The sequence below is a fragment of the Streptomyces sp. NBC_01463 genome (assembly GCA_036227345.1).
Lineage (GTDB): Bacteria > Actinomycetota > Actinomycetes > Streptomycetales > Streptomycetaceae > Streptomyces.
Genome location: CP109468.1, coordinates 7,063,041 through 7,088,481, shown reverse-complemented (window position 1 = coordinate 7,088,481; position 25,441 = coordinate 7,063,041). Strand labels below are relative to the sequence as shown.

Here is a 25,441-nt window from a genome sequence, read left to right as displayed (position 1 = left end):
GTTACCTGGGAAGTTACGCGTCGGTAAAAACTGACGCCGTATCAACGGTAGCCGCAGAACGGCCGTCTACGCGCAGGTCAGGCCGCGAGTCGCCCCGGCATCACGGCCTGCGGTCCGAATCTCTCCCGCAGCCGGTCCGCGACCTCCTCGATCCGCCGCGCCCGTTCGTCCACCGGATCGAAGGTCAGCTGGTGCGCGGCCCGGCCGGCGTCGCCGAGCCCCTCGGCGCGCAGGGCGATCCCCCGCACCCGGGCCCGCTGCAGGGCGAACGAGTCATGGATCCGGTAGGCGAGCGCGGTGAGTTCCGCGGAGTGCGCGGTGGGCTCGGGGAGCGTACGGCTGCGGGTCAGCGTCGAGTAACCGGTCCGGTCGGCGTAGCGCACGGAGACCGCGAGCGAGCGGCACACCTGTCCCTCGCCGCGCATCCTCGCCCCCAGTTCCTCGGTGAGCGACATGAGAGCGCGCCGCTGCCGCTCCCGGTCCAGTTCGTCGCGCGGGAAGGTCCGGTCGGCGGCGAGCGAGCGGGCCGCGGCGTTCGGCACGACCGTCGTGCGGTCGATGCCGTGCGCCCGCTCCCACAGCTCGCGCCCGGTCCGCACCCCGGTGATCCGTTGCAGGGTGCCGAGCGGGGCGGCCGCGATCCGGCCGACGGAGTCGAGCCCGTATCCGCACAGGGTGCGGGCCGTCGCCGCCCCGACGCCGTCCAGCGCGGCGGCCGGCCGGTCCGCGAGGAAGGCGGCGGCCCCGCCGGCCGGCACCACGAAGGTCGTCCCGGGCGCGGCCTGCCGCAGCGCCATCCGGGCCAGCATCGGGTTCTCCGCGGCCCCGATCGCGCAGTCCACCCCGTGCAGCGCCAGTGCGCGGACCCGGATCACCGAGGCCAGCCCCTTCACGTCCCGGCCGAAGTAGCGCAGCGCGCCCCGCACATCGGCGAGCGCCCCGTCGGGCGGCGCCGCCTCGACGAGCGGGGTGAACGAACCGAGCAGGGCGAGCAGCCCCGCGTAGCCCGCACCGTCCGGGGGGCCGCCGCCGATCCGCCGGAACCGCAGACAGAGAACACCCGGCTGCTCGCTCATCCCGCGCTCCCCGGGCTCTGGTGCCACAGCTTCCTTCCGGTGGGCGCCCCTTCGCCGGGCGGCTGCAGGTCGGACCAGGGGTTCATCTCGTAGCCGGTGGGCATCCGGATCCGGCGGCCGTCGTCGGCGGCCGGGGCCTCGTCGGACGCGGCGCCCTCCTCCTTCTCCGGAGCGGGCACCTCCGCCAGCCGGGCCGCGACCGCGTCGAGCCCTCCGGTGCGCCGCAGTTCGGCCAGCTCGGCCAGGTTCCAGGCCGCCGCGCCGACCACGCTCAGGCTCCGCGGCCCGCGCCGCTGCACCACTCCGCGCACCAGCAGCAGCCAGGAGTGGAAGACGGTGTACGCGCAGGCGGCGTGGCTGTCGTCGAAGAAGGCCAGGTCGACCAGGCCCGTGCCGTCGTCCAGGGTGGTGAAGACGACCCGGCGCCCGGAGCGGATCGGCGGGGTCTGGGTGGCCGCCTTGGCGCCCGCGACCAGCACGGTGTCCCCGTGCCGTGCCTCGCGCAGCCGCTTGGCCGAGACCGCGCCGAGCTCCTTCAGGAAGGCGTGGTGATCGCTCATCAGATGGCGTGAGACGTCCATGCTCAGCACGCCCAGTTCGGCGCTGAGCCGTTCCGCCTCGTTGAGGTCGGGCAGGCCGATGGAGCCGGTGCGGTGGCCGCCGCCGAGCGGCAGCTGCGCGCCGGAGCCGCCGGAGCCCGCGCCGCGCTGGGCGCGGTGGAGTTCGGACAGGTGCAGCAGCAGATCGCGGCGGTTGGCGCCGAACGCGTCCAGCGCGCCGACCTGGGCCAGCCGTTCGGCGGCGGGTTTGCCCGGGCGGGCCCGCTGCCAGAAGTCCAGCAGCGAGGTGTAGGGCTGCCCGTCCTCGATCCGGGCGACCTCGGCCGCGCTGATCCCATGGACGTCGGAGAGCGCCAGCCGCAGCCCCCAGGACTCCCCTCCCCCTCCCTCGCCGGACACCAGTTCGATTCGATGGACGGCCGCCGACCGGTTCACGTCCAGCGGCAGCACCGGCACCCCGCGCCGCCGCGCGTCCGCGAGCAGCAGCCGCTTCGGGTACATCCCGGGGTCATGGGTGAGCAGTCCGGCGTAGAAGGCCGCCGGGTGGTGCGCCTTCAGCCAGGCCGACTGGTACGTGGGCACGGCGAAGGCGACCGCGTGCGCCTTGCAGAAGCCGTAGCTGCCGAACGCCTCGATGATCTCCCAGGCGCGGGCGATCACCTCGGCGCCGTACCCGCGCGCCGCCGCGTGCTGCGCGAACCAGACCCTGATCCGGCCCTGCGACTCGGGGTCGGAGAGCCCGCGCCGGACCCGGTCGGCCTCGTCCCGGCCGCAGCCGGTCATGATGTCGACCATCTCGATGATCTGCTCGTGGAAGACCACCACGCCGTACGTGTCGCGCAGCGGCCCCTCCAGATCGGGGTGCGGATAGCGGACCGGCGCCCGGCCGTGCCGGGCCTCGATGAACGGGCGCACCATGTCGGCGGCGACCGGACCGGGCCGGAACAGCGAGATGTCGACCACCAGGTCGTGGAAGTCCGCCGGCTGGAGCCTGCCGACCAGATCGCGCTGGCCGGGCGACTCGATCTGGAAACAGCCCAGCGTCTCGGCGGTCCTGATCAGCCGGTACGTCTCCGGGTCACCCGGCGGCACACCGTCCAGGTCCACCTCCTCGCCCGATGCCCGCCGCACCTCCGCGACCGCGTGCGCCATCGCCGACTGCATCCGCACCCCGAGCACGTCGAGCTTGAGCAGCCCGAGGTCCTCCACGTCCTCCTTGTCGAACTGCGCCATCGGGAAGCCCTCGCCGCTGGTGGGCATGACGGGGGTGCGGCGCAGCAGCGAGGCGTCGGAGAGGAGGACCCCGCACGGGTGCATGGCGATGCCGCGCGGCAGTGCGTCGAGCGCCTCGACCAACTCCCACAGCCGTCCGTACTTCTCCTTCGTCCTCGCCACCTCGCGCAGCTCGGGCAGTTCCTCCATGGCCGCGAGCGCGTCACGGGCCCGGATGTGCGGGAAGGCCTTGGCGAGCCGGTCGGTCTCGGCGGGGTTCATGGAGAGGGCGGCGCCGACGTCGCGGATGGCGTGGCGCACCCGGTAGGTCTCGGGCATGGCGACGGTGGCGACCCGTTCGGCGCCGAAGCGGCCGATGATCGCGCGGTAGACGTCGAGGCGGCGGGCGGACTCGACGTCGATGTCGATGTCGGGCAGCACGAAGCGGCGCTTGGACAGGAAGCGCTCCATCAGCAGCCCGTGCTCGACCGGGTCGGCGTGGGCGATGCCGAGGAGGTGGTTGACCAGGGAGCCGGCCCCGGAACCCCGGGCGGCCACCCGGACCTTCATCTCCCGCACATCGTCGACCACCTGGGCGACCGTCAGGAAGTACGAGGCGAAGCCGTGGTGGGCGATGATGTCCAGCTCGTGGTGCATCCGGTCCCAGTAGCCGGGCCTGCGGTCGTAGCCGCGCAGCACCATGCCGGCGGCGGCGCGGGAGGCCAGCACCCGCTGGGCGGTGCGGCGGCCGGCGCCGACGAGGTGCGGTTCGGGGAAGTGGACGGAGCCGAGGCCGAGGTCGTCCTCGGGGTCGACGGCGCAGGCGTCGGCGGTGTGCCGGGTCTCGGCGAGCAGCCGCGCCCCGGCACCGGGGCCGAGCCCGGCGGCGGTGGTGATCCGCTCGGCGGTCTCCGCCATCGCGGAGGCGTCCTTGAGCCAGCGCTCGCCGCTGTCGAGCGGGGCGCGGCGCGGGTCGACGGGGACGAGCCTGCGGGCGGAGTCGAGTACGTCGGCGACCGGGCCCTGCCCCGCATCCGCGTACCGGACGGCGTTGGTCAGCACGGCCCGTATCCCCTGTTCGGCGGCGAAGCCGACGGTACGGGCGGCGAGCCTCAGCGAACCGGGTCCGGTGCCGTCCCGGCCGTGGTGGACGGCTTCGAGCCGCAGGTCGTCGCCGTACACCTCCCGCCAGGGGGCGAGCAGGACGGCGGCCCGGTCGGGGCGGCCGGCGGCCAGCGCCCTGCCCACCTCGGAGTCGGGGCCGAGCAGCACGGTGAGCCCTTCGGCGGGCAGTGCGGACCGGCCGACCAGGGGCCGGCCGCCCTCGGGCACGGCGGCGTGGGCGGCGGTGACGAGCCGGCAGAGCTCGGCCCAGCCCTGTGCGCCGTCACGGGCGAGGAAGGTGACCCGGGGGGCGGATTCATCGACAAAGGCACCGCCCCGGACCGGGGTCCGCAGCCGGTACGTACGCCCGTCGCCCTCCGCACGCCCGGCGGGGGCCACGGCGAGATCCACTCCGAAGAGCGGCCGCACCCCTTCCCGCTCGCAGGCCTTGGCGAACCGGACCGTACCCGCCAGGGTGTCCCGGTCGGTCAGCGCGAGAGCGTCCATCCCCCGCTCCGCGGCGCGCTCCGCCAGCCGCTCCGGGTGCGAGGCCCCGTACCGCAGGGAGAACCCGGAAACGGTATGCAGATGCGTGAACCCGGGCACCTGCACCTCCTGAACCGATCCGTACTCACCACCCCCTCGCTCTCCACCATAGACCACGTTCGAACATTCGTGCGATACCTGAGAGGCGGGCCACCTCTCAGCCATTCGGCCCGGCCCCGACTGCGGGGACGACGGGCACCCCGGACCGTGGGGGCATGACTTTCGTCGACGAGGTGAAGAGTGCCGTCACTCCGCGAGCCGCGCTGCTCGTCATCGGCGTACTGGCGCTGCAGCTGCTGTTCATCGCGTCCTACATCGGCGCGCTCCACAACCCGAAGCCGACCGACGTCCCCTTCGGTGTCGTCGCACCCCAGCAGGTGTCCGCCCAGCTGGTCACCGAACTGAAGAACCTCCCCGGCGGCCCCCTCGACCCCCGCACGGTCACCGACGCGGCCACCGCCCGCCGGCAGATCCTGGACCGGGACATCGACGGCGCCCTCATCGTCAGCCCCCGGGGCACCACCGACACCGTGCTGGTCGCCTCCGGCGGCGGCACCGTCCTGGCCAACTCGCTGACGGAGATCATCAAGAAGGTCGATCTCACCCAGCGCCGCACGGTGCGTTCCGTGGACGTGGCCCCGGCGTCGGACCAGGACTTCGACGGACTCTCGTCCTTCTACCTGGTCGTGGGCTGGTGCGTGGGCGGCTACCTCTGCGCCTCGATCCTGGCGATCAGCGCGGGCTCCCGCCCCGCCAACCGTCAGCGCGCGGTGATCCGGACCGGCGTCATGGCGCTGTACTCGATCGCGGGCGGGATCGGCGGCGCCGTCATCATCGGCCCGATCCTCGGAGCCCTGCCCGGATCCTTCTGGGGGCTGTCGGGCCTGGGCGCGCTGACCGTCTTCGCGGTCGGCATGATCACGCTCGCCCTGCAGGCGCTCACCGGCATCGTCGGCATCGGCCTGGCGGTCCTGATCGTGGTGATCGCGGGCAACCCGAGCGCGGGCGGCGCCTTCCCGCTCCCGATGCTGCCGGACTTCTGGCGGGCGATCGGCCCCGCACTGCCACCGGGCGCCGGCACCTGGGTGGCCCGCTCGATCGCGTACTTCAAGGGCAACGCGGTGACCGGACCGCTGCTGGTGCTGTCCGCGTGGGCGGTGGTGGGCACGGTCATCACCCTGCTGATGGCGATGCGCAGGAAGCCGGAGCCGGCGGACGCCCCGCTCGCGGGGGCGGCGGGCGGCGGCTCGACAGCGGCGTAGCGGAGAAGAACGGCGCCCCAACCCCCGGCGTCGAGTTGACACAATGACTAGGCATGGCAGGTACATGACGGCATCCTGGGGTGATCCCGCGCCTCGCACGAGAGGAGCGGGACCACACGGCTCCCCTCACCCCACGGAGGTTGTCCATGCGTCGCCATGTCGCCGCGTTACTCGGCACCGTAGCCCTGTCGCTGCCGCTCGCCCTGCTGCCCGCCGCATCCGCCTCGGCCGCCCCCGCGGACAAGCCCCAGGTGCTCAGCTCCTGGACCCAGACGAGCGCCGCCAGCTACAACACCTGGAACGCCGCCCGCAACAACCAGGGCGCCTGGGCCGCCTACGGCTTCGACTGGTCGACGGACTACTGCAGCACCTCGCCCGACAACCCGTTCGGCTTCCCCTTCCAGACGGCCTGCGCCCGGCACGACTTCGGCTACCGGAACTACAAGGCCGCCGGCACGTTCTCCGCCAACAAGGCCCGCCTCGACTCCGCGCTCTACGCGGATCTCAAGCGGGTGTGCTCCGCCTACTCCGGCGCGACGCTGACCTCGTGCAACGCGACGGCCTGGACGTACTACCACGCGGTCGACATCTTCGGTGTCGCACCCGCGAAGACGGACTCCGGCAGACCGGCCCGGGCCGCCTGACCCGCACGGCCGAGTGGCCCCCGGCACAGCCGGGGGCCACTCGTCACCGCACGGAAACGGTCCGGACAGGTCAGCCGATCTCGGCCCCGAAGGCGGACAGCGCCTCCGGCACCGGCTGGAAGAAGGTCTCGCCGCCCGAGGAGCAGTCGCCGCTGCCGCCCGAGGTCAGACCGATCGCCGTGTCACCGGCGAAGAGCGAACCGCCGCTGTCTCCGGGCTCGGCGCAGACCGTCGTCTGGATCAGCCCGTTGACGATGTCGCCGTTGCCGTAGTTGACCGTGGCGTCCAGGCCCGTCACCTCGCCGTCGTGCACCTGGGTGGTGGAGCCGCTGCGCGACACCGTCATCCCCACGGTCGCCTCGCCCGCCTTGGTGATCGGCTGGGTGGAGCCGTCGTAGAGGTCGACCTCGCTGGGGTGCGCCGTGTCCGAGGTGTACTTCACCAGGCCGTAGTCGTTGTCCGGGAACGACGAACCGGCGTTCGTACCGATCTCCGCGCCGCCCTGGGAGTCCGACCAGCTGGAGATCGCCTCGGTGCAGTGACCGGCGGTCAGGAAGTACGGTTCGCCGTCCTTGACCACGTTGAAGCCGAGCGAGCAGCGCCCGCCGTTGCCCCAGATCGCGTCGCCGCCCGCGATGAACGGCTTGAACTCCCCGGCGGACCGCTTGAGCTCGGCCTTGCCGCCCAGCCCCTCGACCACCGAGCTGAGCTTCTGCCAGGCGTCGCCCCTGACCGTGCGGTCCGCCGTGACGACCACCTTGTTGCTGACCGGGTCGACGGCCCACGAGGTTCCGGGGATCGTGGCCTTGCCGGTCAGGGTCTGCCGGGCCGACTTCAGCTCGGCCAGCGAGTTCTGCACGACTCTCGCCCTGCCGCCCGCCTGCCGCACCTGCTCCGCGGCGGCCTCGTCGACCACGTTCATCACGAGGTTCTTCGACGAGGCGTCGTAGTACGCGCCCGCCGCGTCGGTGCCCAGGTCCTTGCCGAGACCGGTGGCGAGCTTTCCGGCCGCCGCCGCGTTCAGCGTCCGGGCGGTGAACTGCGGTATGTCGTCACTCGCGTTCGCACTCTGGAACGTCACTCCTGCGGCGACCAGGGCGACCACTGCCGAGCCGGCCAGCACTGCGCGCTTCCTGGACATGCGTCGATGCTTCAACTTCGACCTCCTGTGGGGCCGCGCACGGATGATGTGGGGTCGCCCGTACACGGAGGATGGGGCGCCCACTATTCCGACCGTCCAGATAGCACACAAGGCCGACTTCAGGACGCACACACGACACCACCTGTTCGGTCGTGACACGTTCACTTACCGGTGGTCGGGCCTCGTCGGTTCCTTCTGCGAACACCCCGTGCAACCACCCGGTCGGCAGTGGGTGAGGACTAGTCCTGTCCGGTATTCGCCTCTGCGGATCCGATTCCCGGCGCATCCCCGGCGCTCCGCACCCGTCCGCTCCCCCGGAGCCTCCCGGATTCTCCCCACGCGCCATCCCGGTAACGGCTCTGATGGGTCATCATCGGATGGTGCGGGGAAAGCCGGACACGCCGTGTCCGCATGGATCGCGAGGAGGCACGTAGTGCGCAGTCGGGTGCGCGCGGCCGACGGACGTCAACTGGTGGTGGAGCGGCTGGGGGATCCCCGCGGCAGACCGGTGTTCCTGTTGCACGGGATGCCCGGCAGCAGACTCGGGCCGGCACCGCGCGGCATGGTGCTGTACCAGCGAAAGACCCAGCTGATCACCTACGACCGGCCGGGATACGGCGACTCCGACCGGCTTCCGGGCCGCTGTGTCGCCGATGCCGTCCAGGACGTACGGGCGATCGCGGACCACATCGGACTCGACCGGTTCGCCGTGGTGGGGCGGTCCGGTGGCGCCTGCCACGCCCTGGCCTGTGCGGCGCTGATGCCCGAGCGGGTCACCCGTACCGCCGCCCTGGTCGGGCTGGCGCCCCGGGACGCCGAAGGGCTCGACTGGTTCGACGGGATGGCCGCCTCCAACGTGCTGGCGTACACCACGGCGACCGCCGACCCGGACGGGCTCGCGGAATCGTTCATCTCACGGTCCGCGGTGATCAGGAAGAACCCGGTCCGGCTGATCGACGATCTGCGCCGGGAGCTGACCGACTCCGACCGGATGGTGGTCAACGACGCCGGCGTCCGCACCATGCTGCTGCGCAACTACCGTGAGGGGCTGCGCACTTCCGCGTACGGCTGGATCGACGACGCACTCGCGTTCAGCCACCCGTGGGGGTTCGACCCGGCCGACATCACCGGTCCGGTGCTGCTGTGGCACGGCGAGAAGGACGTGTTCTCACCGGTCGGGCACACCCGCTGGCTGGCGAGCCGCATCCCGGGTGCCACCGTCGTGGTGGAACCGGCGGCCGCGCACTTCGACGCGCTGCACGCCCTCCCCCGCATCCTCACCTGGCTGCTGGACACGTCGGGAGGCTGAGCGGCGGGAGCGTCCGGCCCGGTGGCCGGACGCTCCCGTCCCTCACACCGCCTGCGGTTCCAGTTCGCGCTGGAACCGGCGCTCGTCCCGGGCGATCCGGGTGAGCGGATGCTCGTCACCGAGCTGCCGGGACAGCTCGTCGACCGTCTCGGCCCTGACCTGGAGCGCCTCGTCCTTGCGCCCCATCGCGTCGAGCGTGACCGCCATGTTCGACTTCATGGCCAGGGTCTCCGGATGGTGTGCGCCCAGTACGTCCCGGAACTGCACCGCCAGGACCCGCTCGGTCTTCAGCACCAGGTCGAGATCGCCCCGCTCCGCCGTGGCGTTGGCCAGGTTCATCACGCTGAACAGCGTGTTGGGGTGCTCCCGCCCGTACACCTCACGCATCAGGGCGACCACCCGGGTGAGCACCCGCACCGCCTCCTCGGCCGCGCCGGTCCCCCCGAGGTAGACCCCCAGGTTGTTCAGCGCCGCCAGCGTGTACGGGTGCTTCTCGCCCGGCACCTTCACGTACTGGTCGACGACCTCCTGCGCGGCGTCCCGGGCCTCGGTCGACTCGCCGGCCGCGAACAGGTCGGCCGCCAGATTGAGATCACAGGCCAGCGACTCCGGGTTGGCGGAGGTGTACTTGGCCCGGTACCGGGCCCTGGTCGCCACCGTCAGCCGGCGGGCGTCCTCCAGCCGGCCGGCCCGGCGCAGCGAGACCGCCAGGCTCTTGGCCGCGCTGAGCGTGCCGGGGAAGGACCGGCCGAGCGTGCCCTTGTAGCTGTCGTACGTACGGCTGAGGATGCCGACCGAGTCCTCGTACCGTCCGACGTCCCGCAGGTCACGGGCCAGGTTCATGGCCGAGGAGAGGCTGTACGGGTGTTCCTCGCCGAGCACCTCGCGGCGCCGGTCGAAGACGTCCTGGTCGATCTCGCGGGCCCGGGCGTACTGGCCGATGGAGCGCAGGGTGAACGCCAGGTTGTTGGCCGCGGCCAGGGCCCTGGGGTGCGAGTCGTGGAAGATCTGGTTGAACCCGTCGGTGGCCTCGGTCGCCAGCTCGATCGCCCTGGTGTACTCGCCGAGCGTGCCGAGGTCCGTGGCCAGGCTGCTGGTGCTCATGTACGTGTGCGGGTGCTCCGGGCCCAGCACCTCCCGCTGGGTCGCCAGCGTGATCTCGTCGAGGTCCTTCGCCTCCACGTAACGGCCGCGCGAGCGGTAGATGTTGGACAGGTGGAAGCAGAGGTAGAGGTACTGGATGTCCCGCTCCCCCAGCGTCTCGCGCCAGATCTCGCGCAGCTCCTCGCAGAGCGTGGTGGCCGTCCTGAAGTCACCGCGCTTCCACAGGTAGCGCACCCGGTCGATCAGCAGCCTGCGGGCCTCGGGCTCCTTGCAGTTACGGGCGTCGGACGGGCCGAGGTGCGGCCATATCGTGGCGAACTGAGGCCAGTTGGCGGGGTTGTCGATCGGCTCGTCGTCATCGGGCCTGGCACCGGCCAGGATGCGGTGGACGGCGTGCCGGGCGTCCCGCTGCTCCTCCTCGGTGAGCTGGGCCCGGATGACGGCCTGCACGAGCCGGTGCACCTGGATGGAGTTGGAGACCTGGTCGACCTTGGCGAGGGCGAACCGGCCGATCTCCCGGATGACCCGGCCCAGCACCAGCTTCTCCTGGAGCGAGGCGTCGTACGGCTTCAGCGCCTCGATCATCTCCTTGCTGTACAGCAGGTTCCCCGAGATCGGCTCGGGGGCGAAGAAGGCGCAGAGCTGGAGGAGGCGCACCGCGGCGGGCGAGCGCTCCTTGAGGCGCTGGATGGAGATGTTCCAGGTCGCCGCGACGGGCTCGGGGTAGCCGGCCGGCTGGTTGAGCGCCAGGACCTCCGGTGCCTGCTGGGCCAGCTGTTCCAGATAGGTGTCGATCGGGGTGGCGGTCTCCGCGATCCAGGCCGCGGCCTGTTCGACGGCGAGCGGCAGGTCGCCCACGGCGGTGGCCACCTGGGCGGCGTCCTCGTCGCTCAGTCCCGGTGCCCGGCGCTGGAGGTGCTCGATGGACTCCTCGCGCAGGAAGACGTCGACGGGCAGCGCGTCGCCGTGCTGGGACCAGGCCTGGTTGCGGGAGGTGACCAGGATGTGGCCGGAGCCGCCCTGGGGGAAGTAGCGCCGCAGCCGCTCGGGGTCGTCGGCGTTGTCGAAGACCAGCAGCCAGCGGTCCGACGGCACGCCCCGGCGCAGCAGGTCGACGGCCTCCTGGGAGGCGGCCGCCATGTCGTCGCCGCCCTGGGCGCCGAGCCGGACGGCGAGTTCGGCGAGGCCGGCGACCACGTCGTCGGTCTGCTCGGACGATATCCACCAGACCAGGTCGTAGTCGGCCATGAACCGGTGCACGTACTCCAGGGCGACCTGCGTCTTGCCGACGCCGCCGAGTCCGTACAGGGTCTGCGGCTGCGGCAGCACGACGGCCATGCCGCCGCCGAGCTGGTCGCGCATCCGCTCCAGGACCAGGGAGCGGCCGGTGAAGCCGGGGTTGCGCGGCGGTGCGTTCCAGATCCGGGGGACGGTGCCGGGGAAGCGCGGTCCGGGCGAGACCGCGTCGGTGAGCTGGACGGGCCGGTCCAGGGCCCGTAACAGGGCGGCGGTGGCGTGCACCTCGTCGAGCCGGAACAGATCGACGGGGTTGCGGTCGATGTAGGGCGCGGAGAGCCGGACGTCACCGACCCTGAGGGGCAGCAGATGGCGCCGCCCGCCGCCCGGGTCCTCGGCGACGGCCCGGTCCCAGAGGTTCACCGCGCGCTGCGACTTCAGATAGGCGCTGGAGAGCAGCACCACGGTCCGGACCGCGTTCTCCGCGGCGACGGCGGTCGCCTCCTGGGGCTCCCGCTCGGCGGACACGTCGCGCGGCACGACGCGGAAGCCGGCCCGGGTGAGCACGGACTCGATCCAGTCGGCCCACATCCGGTTCTCCGCCACATAGCTGAGCAGGAGATCGGCGGGCAGGGCGGGCCTGCGCCGGGTGAAGGCGTCGCGGATGCGCAGCCGTACCTCTTCGCCGACCGCCGGCATCGAGGTGACCTGCTGGCCGGTGATGACGGAGGTGAGCCGCTCGAAGGCGGAGAGGAGGGAGTTGGTGAGGCCCGCCTCGTCGCCGAAGGTGGCCAGTGTCTCCTCGTACGCGTAGTAGGGGCGGTACGGGATCTCCACCGCGCCCCAGTAGGCGGTGAGTTCGTCCCCCGAGAGGTCGCGCGGCAGCCGGTCGAACTTCAGCCGGGCCAGGGCCCGGCCGGCGTCGGCCTTCTCCTTCTCGCCCTCGTCGATGCGCATCGGGACGGGGAAGATCGATATGGGGCGGCCGGTGTAGCGCTCGGAGATCTGCCGGGCGACCGAGGCGGCGCCGTCGATGGACTGGTCGCTGAGGGTGAAGCAGTCGACGAGCACGTCGGGCAGGTGGACGGTGCAGATGTCGGCGATGTCGCTGAGGCCGGTGCGGCTGTCGATGAGGACGTAGTCGTAGTTGGCCTTCATGTCGTCGCGCAGGGCGTCGAAGAAGTGGCCGCCGCCGAGGCGGTCGTAGAAGTTGTCCCAGTCGAAGGTGGAGACGGTCGCGGAGTACTCGCGGTTCTGCCGTCCGGCGGAGACGAAGTCGAGCGTGCCGCCCTGCGGGAACTCCCAGCCGAGCGCCTCCGGGGTGAGCGAGACCGCGTGCGGCTGGATCCGGGCGTAGTCCCGGTGCCAGTCGTCGGCCCGCTGCACGGGGCTGGTCGCGGCCCAGGCGTACTCGGTGATCAGGTCGATGACCCCGGTGGTGGCGCCGAGCGTCGAGGGGTCGAGGAACGGGTGGAAGAACCGGTGGAGTCCGGGGGCCTCCAGGTCCCAGTCGACGGCCAGTACCCGTTTGCCGTTGGCGGCGAGGATCCAGGCGGTGTTGGCCAGGGCCATGGTGCGCCCGGTACCGCCCTTGTACGAGTAGAAGGTGACGATGCGCCCGTCACGACTGGCCGTCATCCGTGTCCTCCGCATCCGTCGAAGCGTCATGTGTCCCGGGGATGTACTGGGTCTGCGCCATCGGTCCCATCAGCCGTGTCCGTTCGGTGGGGCCTCCGCCGCCGGTGGCGGGCAGATAGACGGCCGCGTGTCTCAGATACTGCTGGGCGGCCACCTCGACCACCTGCGGCAGGATCTGGCCGAAGGCCTCCATGCTCGGCACGCCCTTGGCGGCCGCGCGGCAGTAGGCCCGGCCCTGGCGCATCTTGGTGGGCATGGTCCGTTCGAGCTTGGCGGTGAGTTCGGCCTCCGCGGCTCTGCTCTCGTGGTCGTCGCGGTTCCACGGCACGACCATCGTCACCCAGGGGCGGTTCTCCGCGTCGAAGGCGGCGAGCCGCCGGCACCGGTCCTCGTCCTGGAGCGCCCAGCGGTCGACGAGCAGGATCTCCGGGGTGGTCGGTGGCTGTTTGCCGCCCGGCAGGCCGGCCTCCTCGTCGAAGGAGGCGATGGTGGCCTGGTAGTTGAGGGAGCGCACCAGGTCCTCGGCCACGTAGGCGAGGGGGCGCGCGGCGTCCGGGTGGTAGGGGTTCCAGTCCTGCGGGTTGTCGCCGTAGTAGTCGGCGTTGCGCCCCTCGGGCAGGTCGTGGCGGGTGGCGGCGGCGATGGTCACCTGCATGGGGCGGGGGCCGCCGGCGGCCATGCTGCCCGGTGAGCCGAAGGCGCTGGGCGCGAGCCGGTAGTCGACGGGGCGGCCGGTGCCGATCCGTACGGTGTCGGCGACGCTGACGATGCGTTTGGCGAGCTCGTACACCGCACGCTCGTACTCCTCGTTGAAGAGTTTGAGCTTGATCAGCCCGTACAGTCCGTCGCTGACGTAACGGTCACCGAAATCACGGTGGTTGAACTGTAATCGCTCGGCGGGCCCCGGCAGCTGGCTGGGCGGCACCGGCACCCAGAGCGCCGGCACGATCGCCTCGGCCGGCTGGTTGGAGCGGGCCCGGTAATGGATGGCGCGCTGGGCGAAGGCGTACCACTCCTTGCCGCACATCTCGCTGGCGAAGTAGCGCGGCGAGAACAGCGGTACGAACACCCGGCAGGTGGCGAGCACTTCACCGAGCCGTTCGGACCAGCCCTCGCCGGAGCGTATCTCGCGGTCGATGAAGCCCGCGGGGGCGCCCGCGGGCAGATCGGTCATGGCCATCACATGGCCACACAGATCCTGGAAGAGCCGCTCGACCCACATGTCGGGGTCGGTGCCACCGCCGTACCCCGGTGTGTGGGCATAACTCAAGAAGAAGTACGGCCGATGGTCCGCCGCTCGCTGCTGCGTCGTCGCGTGCACACGACCCCCGTCCTGTGTGAGCACCCGCACCCGAGGAGTGAAGAGAATGCGAGCGAATTCATCATTCCGGAGCGGACCTTGCTCCACCCCCATGACGTTCGGTCAATCAACGCCACTTTTCAGTCATCTGTTCACGCGCTCCGCCGACCACACTCCTGATCGAATGCGGTCTGCGGTCGTTCCTCCCGGTTGTTCCTTCCGATTCTCCCGCATCCGCCCCCTTCCCATCGAACCGGAATCCAGGATTCAGAATTCTTTTCGCATCAGGGCCAGAAGCCGTTTTCCGCCGACGGTGAGTTCGGCGGCGCCTTCCAGCGTGTCGAGCGCCTGCGGCACTCCGTCCCGGTACCGGGGATCGAATGCCGCGAGCGCCAGTCGTTCATAGGTGCCGGCCAGCAGCCGGGAAAACGGAACCAATTCCTCCTGCCAGGGCATTCGATGTTCCCAGGAGCCGTCCGCCGCGTAAAGATCCGTGACGTCCGCAAGTGCCCGGAATCTCGCCCGCCGCACTCCGCGCAGCAGAGTGAGCGCCAGCGTGTACGCGCGCTCGTCCGCGCCGATTCCCAGGGCGCCGTATCCGTGCCGTCCCACGGAGGGCTCGCCCGGCACGGAGCCGGTGAGCGGGGTGAAGGTGAGCGGGCCGTCGGCGGAGTCCGCGCCGTACGCCGGAGCCCGCCGCTCGATCAGCTCCCACGCCTCGGTGAGCGCGGCACCCAGCCGGCCGGCCGCGGCCGCGCCGAGGGTGGCCGCCGCGGGTCCGGTGAAGCAGTCGCGGTACGGGTCGAGGTCGTCGATCACGAAGCCGCGGTCCGCGGCCGGGCCGCCGGGCAGGGCGAACGCGCGCACCGGCAGCCAGCCGGGCTCGGCCGCGGCCCGCCGCCGGACCCGTCGGATCCGCCGCTCGGCCGGTCCGGCGGCGGCCCCGGCCAGGAACCCGTCCCCGGCGGCGCACACCAGCACCGTGCCGTGCTCCCCCGGGCCGCCGACCATCAGCCGGCCGAGGGTGGGCAGGACCAGCGCGCCGTCCCGGTAGGTCACCGGTGCGCGGAGATCGAGGCCGGCCCGCACGGCGGCGGCCGCGAGCAGCGCCCGCAGGCCGTCGGCGGCGGCGGTCGCCGCTCCCGGGCGCTCGTCGTACAGGGCGTCCAGCGAGTCCAGCAGCCAGCTGCGGCTGTACGGATGGGCGAGTACGGCGTCCAGCTCCCGGGCCCCTTCCTCCGAGCCCTCCAGCACGGCCGCCAGTTCCCACCCGGCCGCCCAGGGATCGCCGCCCCTGCCGTCCAGGTCCGCGTGCAGCCGGGCCAGGAGCGTGCGGGTGAGGTCCTCCTGGGCGGCGAGCAGCTCGGCGGGTTCGGCCACCGCCGGTGCCACGGCGTCCGCGGACGTGCGGGCCTCGATGCCGTGCACCAGGGCGGCGAGATCGTGGCAGTAGACCGACGGGTTGTCGAAACCCTCGCCGGAGCCGGCGGAGCTGTAGCGGTGGGTGTACAGGCCTCCGCCGCACGAACGTACGACGGGGCAGGCGCGGCAGGTCTCGCTGACGCCCGCCAGGCCGAGCTGCCTAGCCCGCACCCCGGGGTGCGCCGCGACCTCGTCGAAGGAGTGCGCGAAGACGTCGAAGCCGGTGTCCGCCGCGCCCTCGTAGGCGCTCTTCAGCGAGTCCACCTGCTCCAGCCGGCCGTCGGTCTCGACGACGACGAGGTCGGTCGGGGCCAGGCCCAGCGACTCGGTGAGACTGGGGCCGCCGTTCAGCGTGGAGGCGACCGAGGAGAAGATCCGTACCGGCACCGGACGCCCCTGCTCCTGCCAGCGGTCGAAGACCGCGAGGAGCCAGTCGGCGTAGGCGGTGGGCGATCCGTCCGGACGGGGCGGCGGGTCGTCCCAGGTGGCGTGCGGCAGCAGGAAGTCGATGAGCGGCGGTTCGAGCTCCGTGAGGGCGTCGAGGACCGCGTGCGGGTCGTTCTCGATGTCGATGGTGCACAGGAGGCCGAGGTTGAGATGGCGGTAGCGCTCCTGCCGGAGCAGTTCGACGGCCTTGAGCACCAGGGGGTGGCTGCTGCGCCCGTCGGCGAAGCGGCGGTGCCGGTCGTTGGCCGCGCGGTCGCCGTCGAGGGAGATGCCCACCTTGACGTCGTACTCGCTGAAGAGGTCGAGATAGCGCGGACTGAGCTGCAGCCCGTTGGTGTGGATGCGCAGGTCGAGGGCGGCGATGCCGTCGAAGGCGGAGGTCAGCTCTTCGCAGATGCGGCGCAGCCGGGCGGGGCCCGCCAGTAGAGGCTCCCCTCCGTGCAGGATCACTGACACGGAGGGCAGTGCGTGTGTCTTGGCATGCTCAGCCAGGCGCTGAGCAGTCCGGAAGATGACGTCGTCAGAGATTGTTTTCGGACGGGTTCGCCAGCTCTGATCGGCATGTTCGTAGACATAGCAATGGTCACAGGCAAGATCACACCTGCTGTGAACCTTGAGGACTACTTCACGGAAAGGGACCAGAAGTCCTGTCATTCCACCAGTCTAGCCAGCCCGGAAGGGTGATCCGGCAGACCGGCTGCCCCGGAGGAGTGATCCGCAATAAGGGATCAGAGGGAGGAGTTGAAGGTGGATGCCTGGCTGGGGCGACCGGCGGAGGCTGCATGCACCCGACCGAGCTTCCTGGCTGCTTCGCCACCACGCGCGTCGATCGCGGCGAGCGGCACACGACTCTTCTTCGCAACGGCGAAGGAGAGGGAGGATTCAGTGGTCTTCACGGCCGTCCTTGAGGGGATTCGTTCCGATGGAATAGTTCCGGACAGGAAACCAGTGTTGGTACCTGCACCATTGCAGTGCCCGGCGGCACGACTTTACTCTCATGGCCTCGGTTGGCAACTGAGGACGCCCACTTGGAACAAGAGCGTCACACGGGACCGGCCAGGATCAAACGGAACTATAGATTCCGCCAACAGAGTGACAACATAACCGCAGACGGGAGTGAACATGACGGCGATTCCCGGACCACTGCAGAGCATGGTCTTCAGGAACGCTGATCTGCCGGATCTCTTTCACCACACGGACGCCATCGCGATCGCGCGTCAGCGCGAGGCGGTCAACACCACCAGGTGGCAGCTCATCCTGCTGGTCACGGGCTCGGTTCCGGCCGCGCTGCCCTGGCGTGCGGAGGTCGCGGGCACGCTCCAACTCACGGATGGTGTTGCGGTGTTGGCCTACCTCGGGGTGCTGATCACGACCTACCTCACCTCCCGGCGGAAAGCAAAGTCGCATTGGCAACTGAATCGCTCCGCGGCGGAGTTCATCAAATCGATGTGCTGGCGCTACTCGGTGCATGGCTCACCTTTCGACACCGGCACACATCACCCCGAAGCGGTGTTCGCCAATCGGCTCGAGGAGGGGCTGCAGGAGCTCCGCAAGGTGGGCTGGTCCGATCCCCGGGACCGGACGGCGGATTCCGGCGGGCTCATCACCGAATCCATGCGCGCATTGCGGGACAAGGCATTCACCGTGCGCAAGGAGACCTATGTGCGCGACCGGCTGATCGAACAGCGCAGCTGGTACCGCAGACGCCAGGAGGTGTCGCGGCGCGCCACGCTCGCCTGGTCGACCACGATCGCCGCACTGACGGCGCTCGCCCTGCTCCTCGCCCTGCTCAGGGCGTTCTCGGTCGGCCAGTCCTTCGCCCTGACCGGGGTGCTCTCCGCCGCGGGCGCCGCCTGTCTCGCCTGGGTCGAGATGCGCCGCCACCATCCGCTGATCTCGGCCCACTCCCTGGTGGAGAAGGACCTGGAGTCCATGCAGGTGGCGATGGAGACCACACTGAACGAGCGGCAGTGGCCGCGAGCGGTGTTCGAGACCGAGCGCATCGTCTCCCCCCAGCACACCGACTGGCTCGCCCGGCATCAGATGTGACGGCCGCCCACCCCGGCCCCTGACGACCCATCAGGCGCGCTCGACCCCGTCGAGCCAGATCACCGTGACCGGGCGGCCCAGCCCCCGGGCGTACGTCACGATGTCGCCGGTGCCGCCGAGGCCGCGGGCGGGGCGGCCGTCCCACACGGCGAGCAGGCGGTCGCAGTGGTCGGCGATGTAGGCGCCGGCCGCGTAGTACGCCTCGTCGGTGGAGTGCGGGTAGTCCAGCCTGACCTCGCGGACGGCGCGGGCCTTGAGGGAACGGTAGCGGGCGAGTTCGGCCTCGTCGGCGAAGCAGGCCTCGTAGTCGCCGCTGGGGATGACCACCGTCAGCTCGGCGCCGTGGGCGAGGGCCAGGTCGGCGAAGAGCTGGTCCGCGCCCACCGCCAGGCTGGACAGTGCCTCCACCGATCCGTCGAAGCCGCGGAGTGCCGTGCGCATCGCCGCCAGCACGTGGTCGTGGACTTCCCTTGGAATGCTGCGGTGACCGGTCACTCCGATGCGTTTCACGGACCTGGAACCCCCTGGGGTGTCTGCCGGGGGTTCCCGGAGGGCATCCCTCCGGGAGGCGCAGCATCCGCCCCCGTTGCTCCTGCGTGACCGTCCGTGTCACATCCTCTCAAAAGCCGCGGGGTCAGCGGGAGCCCCCGCCCCGAATTCGGGCGGGGGCTCGGCGTGTTCGACTTGCGCTTTCGAGGATCGGCCGGTCCCCGGGGACGGGACCGGCCGCCCGGTGCGTCAGTAGACGCTGACGCCGTACGCGCTGAGCGCCTCGGTGACCGGCTGGAAGAACGTCGTACCGCCGGAGCTGCAGTTGCCGCTGCCGCCCGAGGTGAGGCCGATCGCCCTGGAGCCGGAGTAGAGCGGACCGCCGGAGTCGCCGGGCTCCGCGCACACGTTGGTCTTGATCATGCCGTAGACGACGTCTCCGCCGCCGTAGTTGACCGTGGCGTTGAGCGCGGAGACGGTGCCGCTGTGGATGCCGGTGGTGGAGCCGCGGCGGGTGACGGACATCCCGACCGTGGCGTTGGCCGCACTGGTGATGTCGACGCTGCCGACGGTGCCCTCGTGGGAGACGGCGGCGTTGTCGTAGCGCACCAGACCGTAGTCGTTGGTCGGGAAGCTGGAGCCGACCGTCGGTCCGATGTAGGTGGTGTTCGAGGAGTTGGTGTACCAGGGCGGGTTGCCGTCGGTGCAGTGACCGGCGGTCAGGAAGTAGTAGGTGCTGCCGCTGCGGACGTTGAATCCGAGGGAACAGCGCCAGCCGGGTGCGTAGATGGCGTCACCGCCGGAGAGCAGCTTGCTGAACTTCCCGGAGGTGCGCTCGATGCGCAGGGCGCCCGCGTTGGAGCCCGCGGAGTCCTTGATCTGCTGGATCTCCGAAGCGGAGACGGTGCTGTCGACCGTGACCACGAGCTTCTTCGTCGCGGGGTCGACGTTCCAGGCCGTGCCTGCCACGTCGGCGCCGAGGACGGCTTCGCTCGCGGCGGAGAGCTGGTTCGCGCTGTACGTTCCGGTGGAGCTGGCCTGTGCGCTGGGGACGGCGAGTGCGGCGACTGCCACGAGGCCTGCGGCGATGGCGACGGCCCTGCTGCGTCTCGCGTTGCCGCTGAGGGGGGTGGTGCGCTTGATCCTCACTTGTTTCCTCCCGAGGGGAGTCGGGGGTCCGCCTGTGGGGTGGCCGGACCCGTGAGGCGCAGTCAGGTGAACGGCCGGTGTCCGGATTCCGGATGTGCCGTGCCCCTGACAAGCGCTGCTCGGGAGTATTCAAGGCGTCAACTTCCGGCGCAAGAGCGCCTTTTGGCCTGAGCTTGCGGCGTGGCGACTTGCGCCGCGCAGCCGTCCGGCCCCGGCGGATCAGTTCCACCGGGGCCGGACGCGGTCGGTACGGGGGCTGTTCAGCCGTCGGTCCGCAGGCGCTCCCCCGCCTCGACGGCGACGGAGAGGGTGTTGCCGGGCGGCGGGAAGGGGCAGATGAAGTGGTCCGCGAAGGCGCAGGGCGGCAGCAGCGCACGGTTGAGGTCGACCGTCACCGAGCCGTCGGCGGCCGGGGCCGCGGGCCGCAGGAACCGGAAGCGGTAGCTGGTGTCCCCGCTGGTGGCGTCGGCGAAGACCGCCCAGAGCGAACCGTCGTCCTCGACGGCCACCTGGAGGGTGTGCCGGGCGCCGTCGAACTCGAAGGCGATCTCCCCGCCGAGACCGAGTCCGCGCTCGACCCCGTCGGCGTTCTCCACCTGGATGGTCCGGGAGGTGTCGTACGCGCGGAAGGTGCCCGGCACGGCCCAGCGCGGGTCGTACGGCGTGGCCGCGATGGCGCGGAAGGCCCGCCGCGCCGCGGAGTCCGGGTCGAAGTCCCGTACCGCCCAGAGCCCTTCGCGGCTCAGCACGACGAGCCTGCGCTCCCCGTGCGCGATCCGCGAGGTGTGGATCGGGCCACGGTCGGCGCCGAGCCGGACCTCGCCGGTGAGGGGCTTGCCGTCGGCACTCAGCCCGTCCTCGGGAGCGGCGGTGAGCACCACCTCGTCGCCGTCCTCCCGCCAGTGGCCCGGGACGGCCGGAATTCGACCTTCCGGGTAGTCGGAGAGCCAGTGGGTGCCGGTGAGGGAGAGCGGCCCGTACGGCGCGGCGACCGTGGCCGTCCGCTCCTCGTGCCAGTGGTTCCAGTCCCGTGCCGCCTGCTGCTGTGCGTCCGTGCTCATGCGGTCAACCTTTCCATACCGGCTCGGCGAGCCCGAGGTGCGACCGCAGCGTGGAGCCGGTGTACGCGGTGCGGAACACCCCCCGTTCCTGGAGGAGCGGGACGACCAGGTCGACGAAGTCGTCGAGGCCGCCGGGGGTGAGATGGGGAACGAGGACGAAGCCGTCGGCGGCTCCCGCGGCGACGTACCCGGCCAGCTCGGCCGCGACGGTCGACGGGCTGCCGACGAACGACTGCCGGCCCGTCGCCTCGATGACCGTCTGCCGGATGGACAGCCCCTTCTGCCGGGACAGCTCGCGCCAGCGCGCCGCGACCGCGAGCGGGTCGGCGACCCGGACCCGGCCCTGGACCAGCGCCGACGCGGGGTCGGGGTCGCTCTCGGGCAGCGGTCCCTCGGGATCGTACGAGGACAGGTCGCGGCCCCAGACCTGCTCCAGGGCCAGGATGGCGTTCTGCGGCGAGACCTGCTGCCGACGGATTCCGGCCGCCCGCTCCTGCGCCTCGGCGTCGGTGTCGCCGAGCACCACACCGACGCCGGGCATGATCTTCAGGTCGTCGGGCTCCCGGCCGTACGCCGCGAGCCGCCCCTTGACGTCGGCGTAGAAGGCGCGTCCCGCGTCCAGGGTGCCGTGCCGGGTGAAGACGACGTCGGCGGTGGACGCGGCGAACTCGCGGCCCTCCGGCGAGTCCCCCGCCTGGATCACGACGGGGTGCCCCTGCGGGGAGCGCGGGACGGTGAACTCGCCCTCGACGGAGAAGTGCGGGCCGTGGTGGGCGAAGGGGCGCGGGGTGCCGTCGGGTGTCCAGGAGTCCCACAGCCCGCGGGCGGTGGCGACGAACTCGGCGGCGCGGGTGTACCTGTCGGCCCGGTCGAGGTAGCCGCCGCGCCGGAAGTTCTCGCCGGTGAAGGCGTCGGACGAGGTGACGACGTTCCACCCGGCCCGGCCGGCACTGAGGTGGTCGAGGGTGGCGAGCCGGCGGGCCAGTTCGTACGGCTCGTTGAAGGTGGCGTTGACGGTGGCGGCGAGGCCGAGCCGGTCGGTGACGGCGGCCAGCGCGGCCAGCACCGTGAGGGACTCGGGGCGGCCGACCACGTCCAGGTCGTGGATGCGTCCGTTGTGCTCGCGCAGCCGCAGCCCCTCGGCGAGGAAGAAGAAGTCGAACAGCCCGCGCTCGGCCGTGCGCGCGAGGTGTTCGAAGGAGGAGAACTCGATCTGGCTGCGGGAGCGGGGGTCCGCCCACACGGTCGTGTTGTTCACTCCCGGGAAGTGCGCGGCGAGATGCAGCTGTTTCGGGGCGGTCGTCATGCCGGTTCTCCTTGGAGGGCGTACCGGTTGGCCGGCCGGGCCAGGCCGAGGTGCTCGCGCAGGGTGCCGCCGGGATAGAAGGTGCGGAAGAGGCTGCGGTGCTGGAGTAGTGCCACCGTGCCGTTGACGATCCGCTCCAGGTCGCGCTCGGGGGTGATCGGGGTGAGGTGGAAGCCGTCGACGGCTCCGGCGCGGTGCCACTGGGTGATCAGGTCGGCGAGGTCGACCGGGCCGCCGCGGTAGTACGTGCCGTGCCCGGCCAGCGGCGGGCCGCTCTCCAGTCCCGGCTCCGGGGGCGATTCCGCGTCGCCGAGGTCGACGGTGAGCGCGGCGAGCACCCGCAGTGTGCCGAGGTCGCGGCCGTGGGCCGCGGCCCGGCGGTGCACGTCGTCGCGGATCTCGGCGGTCCGCTCGGGTGTGGTGGCCCGGACGAGTACGACGTCGGCGTGGCGGGCGGCGGTCTCCCGGGCCGGGTCCGCCGTGCCGTCGACGACGGTCACCGGGCGCCCCTGCGGGGGCCGCGGCACGATCGCGGGCCCGCGGACGCTGAAGGCGGCGCCCTCGAAGTCGACGTGGTGCAGCTTGTCCCGGTCGACGAAGCGTCCGGTGGCGGCGTCCCGGATCTCGGCGTCGTCCTCCCAGCTGTCCCACAGGCGCGCGCCCACGTCGGCGGCCTCGCCGGCCTCCCGCCACAGGTCGGCGGCGGGCGCGGCGGGGCGGCGGCCGAACAGCCTTGCCTCGGCACCGGTCGTCGACACGTCCACGCTCCAGCCCGCCCGGCCGCGGCTGACCCAGTCCAGGGTGGCCACGGCGGACGACACGTGGAAGGGCTCGGTGTGGGTGGTGGTGACCGTCGGGACGAGCCCGATCCTGCGGGTGGCGGGCGCCACCCGGGAGAGCACGGCGAGCGCGTCGGGTCCCGGCCGGGCGAACGAGTCGCCGAGGGTGACGAAGTCGAGGGCGCCGTGCTCCGCGAGCCGGGCGAGGCCGGTGTAGTGCGCGGGGTCGTAGCGGGGCGGGCCGCCGATCTCGGCGGCCAGGTGGAGGGGGCGGAGCGGGGGCATGGCGGGCTCTTTCGGGAAGGTTCGGGAACGGCTGCGGGGCGTGGGGCCACGGAGCCTCGGATCACCGGGCGGCGCTGCGGACCGGTGATCCTCGTGGGGTGGGCTCGGACGGCGCGGATCGCGGGTGCGCCGGCCGGTCAGTCATCGGGGCCCGCGGCATCACCCGGGACGGCAAGGTCGCGCAGGAAGGTGAGGGCGGCGCGCGCGGTGGCGTCGTTCTGGCCGAAGGCCGGGCCGCCGGTGCGCGGCCGGGTAAAGGCGCCGCTCGTCCGCGCCGCGGTGTGCGGGCCGAGGGCGAAGCGGCGGGGGTACGGGCGCCCGTCGCGGTCCAGGACCCTGCCGTCGCCGGGGTCGACCGCGAGCAGCCCGGTGGCGGTGGCGCCGGCCCCGTCCTCGTACAGGGCCCGGAGCAGGGTGCTGCGGGTGTGCCGGGGGGACGGGTCGGGCAGCCGGGCCTCGACGAGCGCGCGGGCCTCGGTCCGCTCCCCCGGCACGGTGGCGGCGGACGCCCGGAACACGCCCCGCTCCTCGTCGGTCTCGACCGTCGTCCCGGCGCCGAGGAAACGGACGACGCCGGCCCGGGAGAGGGCGAGCAGCTGCCGCAGCCGGGGGCCGGGCGGCCCGGAGGCGAGGTAGCTGAAGAAGCCGTGCCACCACTCCCCGATGTCGCCGAACCGGGTCAACTGGCCGTACACGGAGAGCAGTCCGAGGAACACGGCGAGGTCCTCGCTGTGTCCGGAGTCGTGCCGGCGTTCGAGGTCGGCGGTGATGTAGGCGCGCGTCGCCTCCTGGAACGCACCGGAGGAGTGGTGGCGTATCCCGTCCAGCGGGTGGTCGAGCGCCGCCAGGTCGAGCCGGTCGGCGGGGTCGGGGACGGCCGCGGCGACCAGGGCGCGCAGATCGGCGCTGCCCGGTTCGGCGGCCGCGTACTTCTCCTCGAAGACGGTCCAGTCGGCCGTGGTGCGCTCGGGGCGGGAGGCGAAGAGCCGGTGGTAGTGGGCGTAGCCGAGCTCCTTGTCGACATGGGGCCAGATGTCGCGCCGGAAGTCGGGCGGCTCCGGCCGGTTCAGGAGTTCCTCGGCCAGATCGGGGCCGAAGAAGCGCGGCAGCGGCGGCCGCTCGCCGGGCCGGACGTATCCGATCTTGGAGTGGTACGGGACGCCGCGCCGCGATCCGACGTACAGGACGGGTTCCTCGCCGGAGGGCAGGTACGCACCGTCCTCGTACCGCCCGCCGCGGCCCTCGGTGAGCAGCACCATCAGGTCGATGAAGGCGAGTCCGAAGCCCCGGACGATGACGGGTTCGCCCGGGCGCAGGGCGCTCAGGTCGGTGTCGGCGGTGAAGTCGGGCGGCAGGTGGACGAGTCCGTGCCGGCCGGCGAAGCCGGAGAGCCGGCGCTGTTCGTCGTCCGGTTCGGCGTCCAGGTGGCCGAGGGCGAGGACCACCAGGTCGGCGGCGAGCGGTTCGGCGCGGCCCTCCAGGTGGACGGACTGGCGGCCGCCGCGCGGACCGGTGACGCGCAGGGCCCGGCCGCGGTGTTCGTGGACGGTGACCGTGGGCGGGAGTGCGGCGACGGACCGCTCGTACACCCAGCGGAGATAGGCGCCCTGCAGCCGGCGGCTCGGGAAGTCGGCGGCCCCGAGGCCCTCGACCTCGCCGCGCAGCGCGGGGTCGGCCGCGACATCCGGGCCCGGATCGGTCCGTCCCTCGCGCACGTCGGCCGCCCAGGCGTCGAGGGCGGGTCCCGGCCGGACGGGTCCCGCCAGGCGGACGGTCTCGTCGGTGAACATCGTGACGTCCTCGGCCATGGAGTTCATCCACAGCAGCGGTGACTGGTCGTGGCGCCAGATCCGGCCGCCGCCGGGCGGGAACGGGTCGACGAGATGGATGTCCAGCGGGCCGTCGTACAGGCCGGGTGCGTTGGCGGCGATGCGCTCGATGAGGCCGGTGCCGCGTGGTCCCGCGCCGATGACGACCAGCGTCGGTACGGCGTTCACCGGAGGTCACCGGTGGCGCGTGCGGTGGGCGGCCGGTCGGCATCGTTGTCTTCGAGGGGCGGGGCCGGCGGGATCGGGGGGAGGGGCGTGGTCTGCGCGGACATGCGGGGGCTCCGTGGATGCGGCGATCGAACACGGGGCGCGCCCTCGGCACGGAACACAACGGTGGTGCGCAACGGGGACCGGGCCCCTCAGCCCGATCCGCCTCCGAGGTAAGCGCTGTTCACGGCGGGTTGTCAAGCCTGTCCACACTGTGAGCCGTACGTCTCAGGTCGGTTGACGGGCCACCGGATGCCTGTTCCACTTGGGCCATGTATTCGCAGCA

The 25,441-nt window shown here is 72.0% G+C and carries 17 protein-coding genes; 4 read left to right on the top strand and 13 right to left on the bottom strand.

The features are described 5' to 3' along the window. Nucleotides 1-77: 77 nt before the first annotated feature. The gene (locus OG521_31280; protein WUW25002.1) at nucleotides 78-1,076 is read right to left on the bottom strand and encodes a hypothetical protein; all 999 of its coding nucleotides are present in this window, start codon (nucleotides 1,074-1,076) and stop codon (nucleotides 78-80) included. Then, on the bottom strand, nucleotides 1,073-4,558 hold the full coding sequence (gene dnaE / locus OG521_31275) for a DNA polymerase III subunit alpha (protein WUW25001.1): 3,486 nt from the start codon (nucleotides 4,556-4,558) through the stop codon (nucleotides 1,073-1,075). The genes OG521_31280 and dnaE overlap by 4 nt, the downstream gene beginning before the upstream one ends. 155 nt (nucleotides 4,559-4,713) lie before the next feature. On the opposite strand from dnaE, the gene OG521_31270 reads away from it, so the two are divergent. Then, on the top strand, nucleotides 4,714-5,760 hold the full coding sequence (locus tag OG521_31270; GenBank protein WUW25000.1) for a DUF3533 domain-containing protein: 1,047 nt from the start codon (nucleotides 4,714-4,716) through the stop codon (nucleotides 5,758-5,760). A gap of 146 nt (nucleotides 5,761-5,906) precedes the next feature. Beyond that, complete coding sequence (locus OG521_31265; GenBank protein WUW24999.1) at nucleotides 5,907-6,404, top strand: phospholipase; 498 nt, start codon at nucleotides 5,907-5,909, stop codon at nucleotides 6,402-6,404. A gap of 70 nt (nucleotides 6,405-6,474) precedes the next feature. Here OG521_31265 and OG521_31260 read toward each other — a convergent pair whose 3' ends face one another. After that, complete coding sequence (locus tag OG521_31260; protein WUW24998.1) at nucleotides 6,475-7,560, bottom strand: S1 family peptidase; 1,086 nt, start codon at nucleotides 7,558-7,560, stop codon at nucleotides 6,475-6,477. A 418-nt stretch (nucleotides 7,561-7,978) separates the two neighbouring features. On the opposite strand from OG521_31260, the gene OG521_31255 reads away from it, so the two are divergent. Beyond that, complete coding sequence (locus OG521_31255; protein ID WUW24997.1) at nucleotides 7,979-8,854, top strand: alpha/beta hydrolase; 876 nt, start codon at nucleotides 7,979-7,981, stop codon at nucleotides 8,852-8,854. Nucleotides 8,855-8,896: 42 nt separating this feature from the next. Here the strand turns inward: OG521_31255 and fxsT are convergent, their stop codons facing one another. The 4 genes from fxsT to fxsA all read right to left on the bottom strand — a co-directional run bounded on the left by fxsT (nucleotide 8,897) and on the right by fxsA (nucleotide 16,897). Further along, complete coding sequence (gene fxsT, locus OG521_31250; protein WUW24996.1) at nucleotides 8,897-12,832, bottom strand: FxSxx-COOH system tetratricopeptide repeat protein; 3,936 nt, start codon at nucleotides 12,830-12,832, stop codon at nucleotides 8,897-8,899. Beyond that, entirely contained in the window at nucleotides 12,816-14,177 is a 1,362-nt protein-coding gene (gene fsxC / locus OG521_31245; GenBank protein WUW26867.1) for an FxsC protein, read from the bottom strand. Before fsxC ends, fxsT begins: the two co-directional genes overlap by 17 nt. A 222-nt stretch (nucleotides 14,178-14,399) precedes the next feature. After that, nucleotides 14,400-16,655: a radical SAM/SPASM protein FxsB, inactivated metallohydrolase extension form gene (gene fxsB, locus OG521_31240; GenBank protein ID WUW24995.1), complete on the bottom strand. Its 2,256-nt coding sequence runs from the start codon at nucleotides 16,653-16,655 to the stop codon at nucleotides 14,400-14,402. Between the two features lie 74 nt (nucleotides 16,656-16,729). Continuing rightward, on the bottom strand, nucleotides 16,730-16,897 hold the full coding sequence (gene fxsA, locus OG521_31235; protein ID WUW24994.1) for an FxSxx-COOH protein: 168 nt from the start codon (nucleotides 16,895-16,897) through the stop codon (nucleotides 16,730-16,732). A gap of 226 nt (nucleotides 16,898-17,123) precedes the next feature. Between fxsA and OG521_31230 the strand changes: the two genes are divergently transcribed. Then, nucleotides 17,124-18,050 carry a DUF4231 domain-containing protein gene (locus OG521_31230; protein WUW24993.1) on the top strand — a complete coding sequence of 309 codons (927 nt, stop codon included), beginning with the start codon at nucleotides 17,124-17,126 and terminating at the stop codon, nucleotides 18,048-18,050. Between the two features lie 30 nt (nucleotides 18,051-18,080). On the opposite strand, the gene OG521_31225 is transcribed toward OG521_31230, so the two are convergent. The 6 genes from OG521_31225 to OG521_31200 form a co-directional block, all read right to left on the bottom strand. Beyond that, nucleotides 18,081-18,560: a hypothetical protein gene (locus tag OG521_31225; protein ID WUW24992.1), complete on the bottom strand. Its 480-nt coding sequence runs from the start codon at nucleotides 18,558-18,560 to the stop codon at nucleotides 18,081-18,083. Between the two features lie 228 nt (nucleotides 18,561-18,788). Further along, nucleotides 18,789-19,688 (bottom strand): S1 family peptidase, encoded by a 900-nt coding sequence (locus tag OG521_31220; protein WUW24991.1) that lies wholly within the window; start codon nucleotides 19,686-19,688, stop codon nucleotides 18,789-18,791. 260 nt (nucleotides 19,689-19,948) lie between these two features. Beyond that, nucleotides 19,949-20,749, bottom strand: a complete 801-nt coding sequence (locus tag OG521_31215) for a DUF1684 domain-containing protein (protein WUW24990.1) — start codon at nucleotides 20,747-20,749, stop codon at nucleotides 19,949-19,951. Nucleotides 20,750-20,753: 4 nt separating this feature from the next. Further along, a complete protein-coding gene (locus tag OG521_31210) occupies nucleotides 20,754-22,055 on the bottom strand; it encodes an NtaA/DmoA family FMN-dependent monooxygenase (protein WUW24989.1) in 1,302 nt (433 codons plus the stop codon). Further along, on the bottom strand, nucleotides 22,052-23,119 hold the full coding sequence (locus OG521_31205) for an LLM class flavin-dependent oxidoreductase (GenBank protein WUW24988.1): 1,068 nt from the start codon (nucleotides 23,117-23,119) through the stop codon (nucleotides 22,052-22,054). Before OG521_31205 ends, OG521_31210 begins: the two co-directional genes overlap by 4 nt. 137 nt (nucleotides 23,120-23,256) lie before the next feature. Beyond that, a complete protein-coding gene (locus tag OG521_31200) occupies nucleotides 23,257-25,116 on the bottom strand; it encodes an FAD/NAD(P)-binding protein (GenBank protein ID WUW24987.1) in 1,860 nt (619 codons plus the stop codon). Between the last annotated feature and the right edge of the window lie 325 nt (nucleotides 25,117-25,441).

Coding starts and splice junctions, on each gene's coding strand:
- OG521_31280 (WUW25002.1), bottom strand. CDS start 1,076: ATGAGCGAGCAGCCGGGTGTTCTCTGTCTGCGGTTCCGGCGGATCGGC.
- OG521_31270 (WUW25000.1), top strand. CDS start 4,714: ATGACTTTCGTCGACGAGGTGAAGAGTGCCGTCACTCCGCGAGCCGCG.
- OG521_31265 (WUW24999.1), top strand. CDS start 5,907: ATGCGTCGCCATGTCGCCGCGTTACTCGGCACCGTAGCCCTGTCGCTG.
- fxsT (WUW24996.1), bottom strand. CDS start 12,832: ATGACGGCCAGTCGTGACGGGCGCATCGTCACCTTCTACTCGTACAAG.
- fxsB (WUW24995.1), bottom strand. CDS start 16,655: ATGACAGGACTTCTGGTCCCTTTCCGTGAAGTAGTCCTCAAGGTTCAC.
- OG521_31230 (WUW24993.1), top strand. CDS start 17,124: ATGACGGCGATTCCCGGACCACTGCAGAGCATGGTCTTCAGGAACGCT.
- OG521_31215 (WUW24990.1), bottom strand. CDS start 20,749: ATGAGCACGGACGCACAGCAGCAGGCGGCACGGGACTGGAACCACTGG.
- OG521_31210 (WUW24989.1), bottom strand. CDS start 22,055: ATGACGACCGCCCCGAAACAGCTGCATCTCGCCGCGCACTTCCCGGGA.
- OG521_31205 (WUW24988.1), bottom strand. CDS start 23,119: ATGCCCCCGCTCCGCCCCCTCCACCTGGCCGCCGAGATCGGCGGCCCG.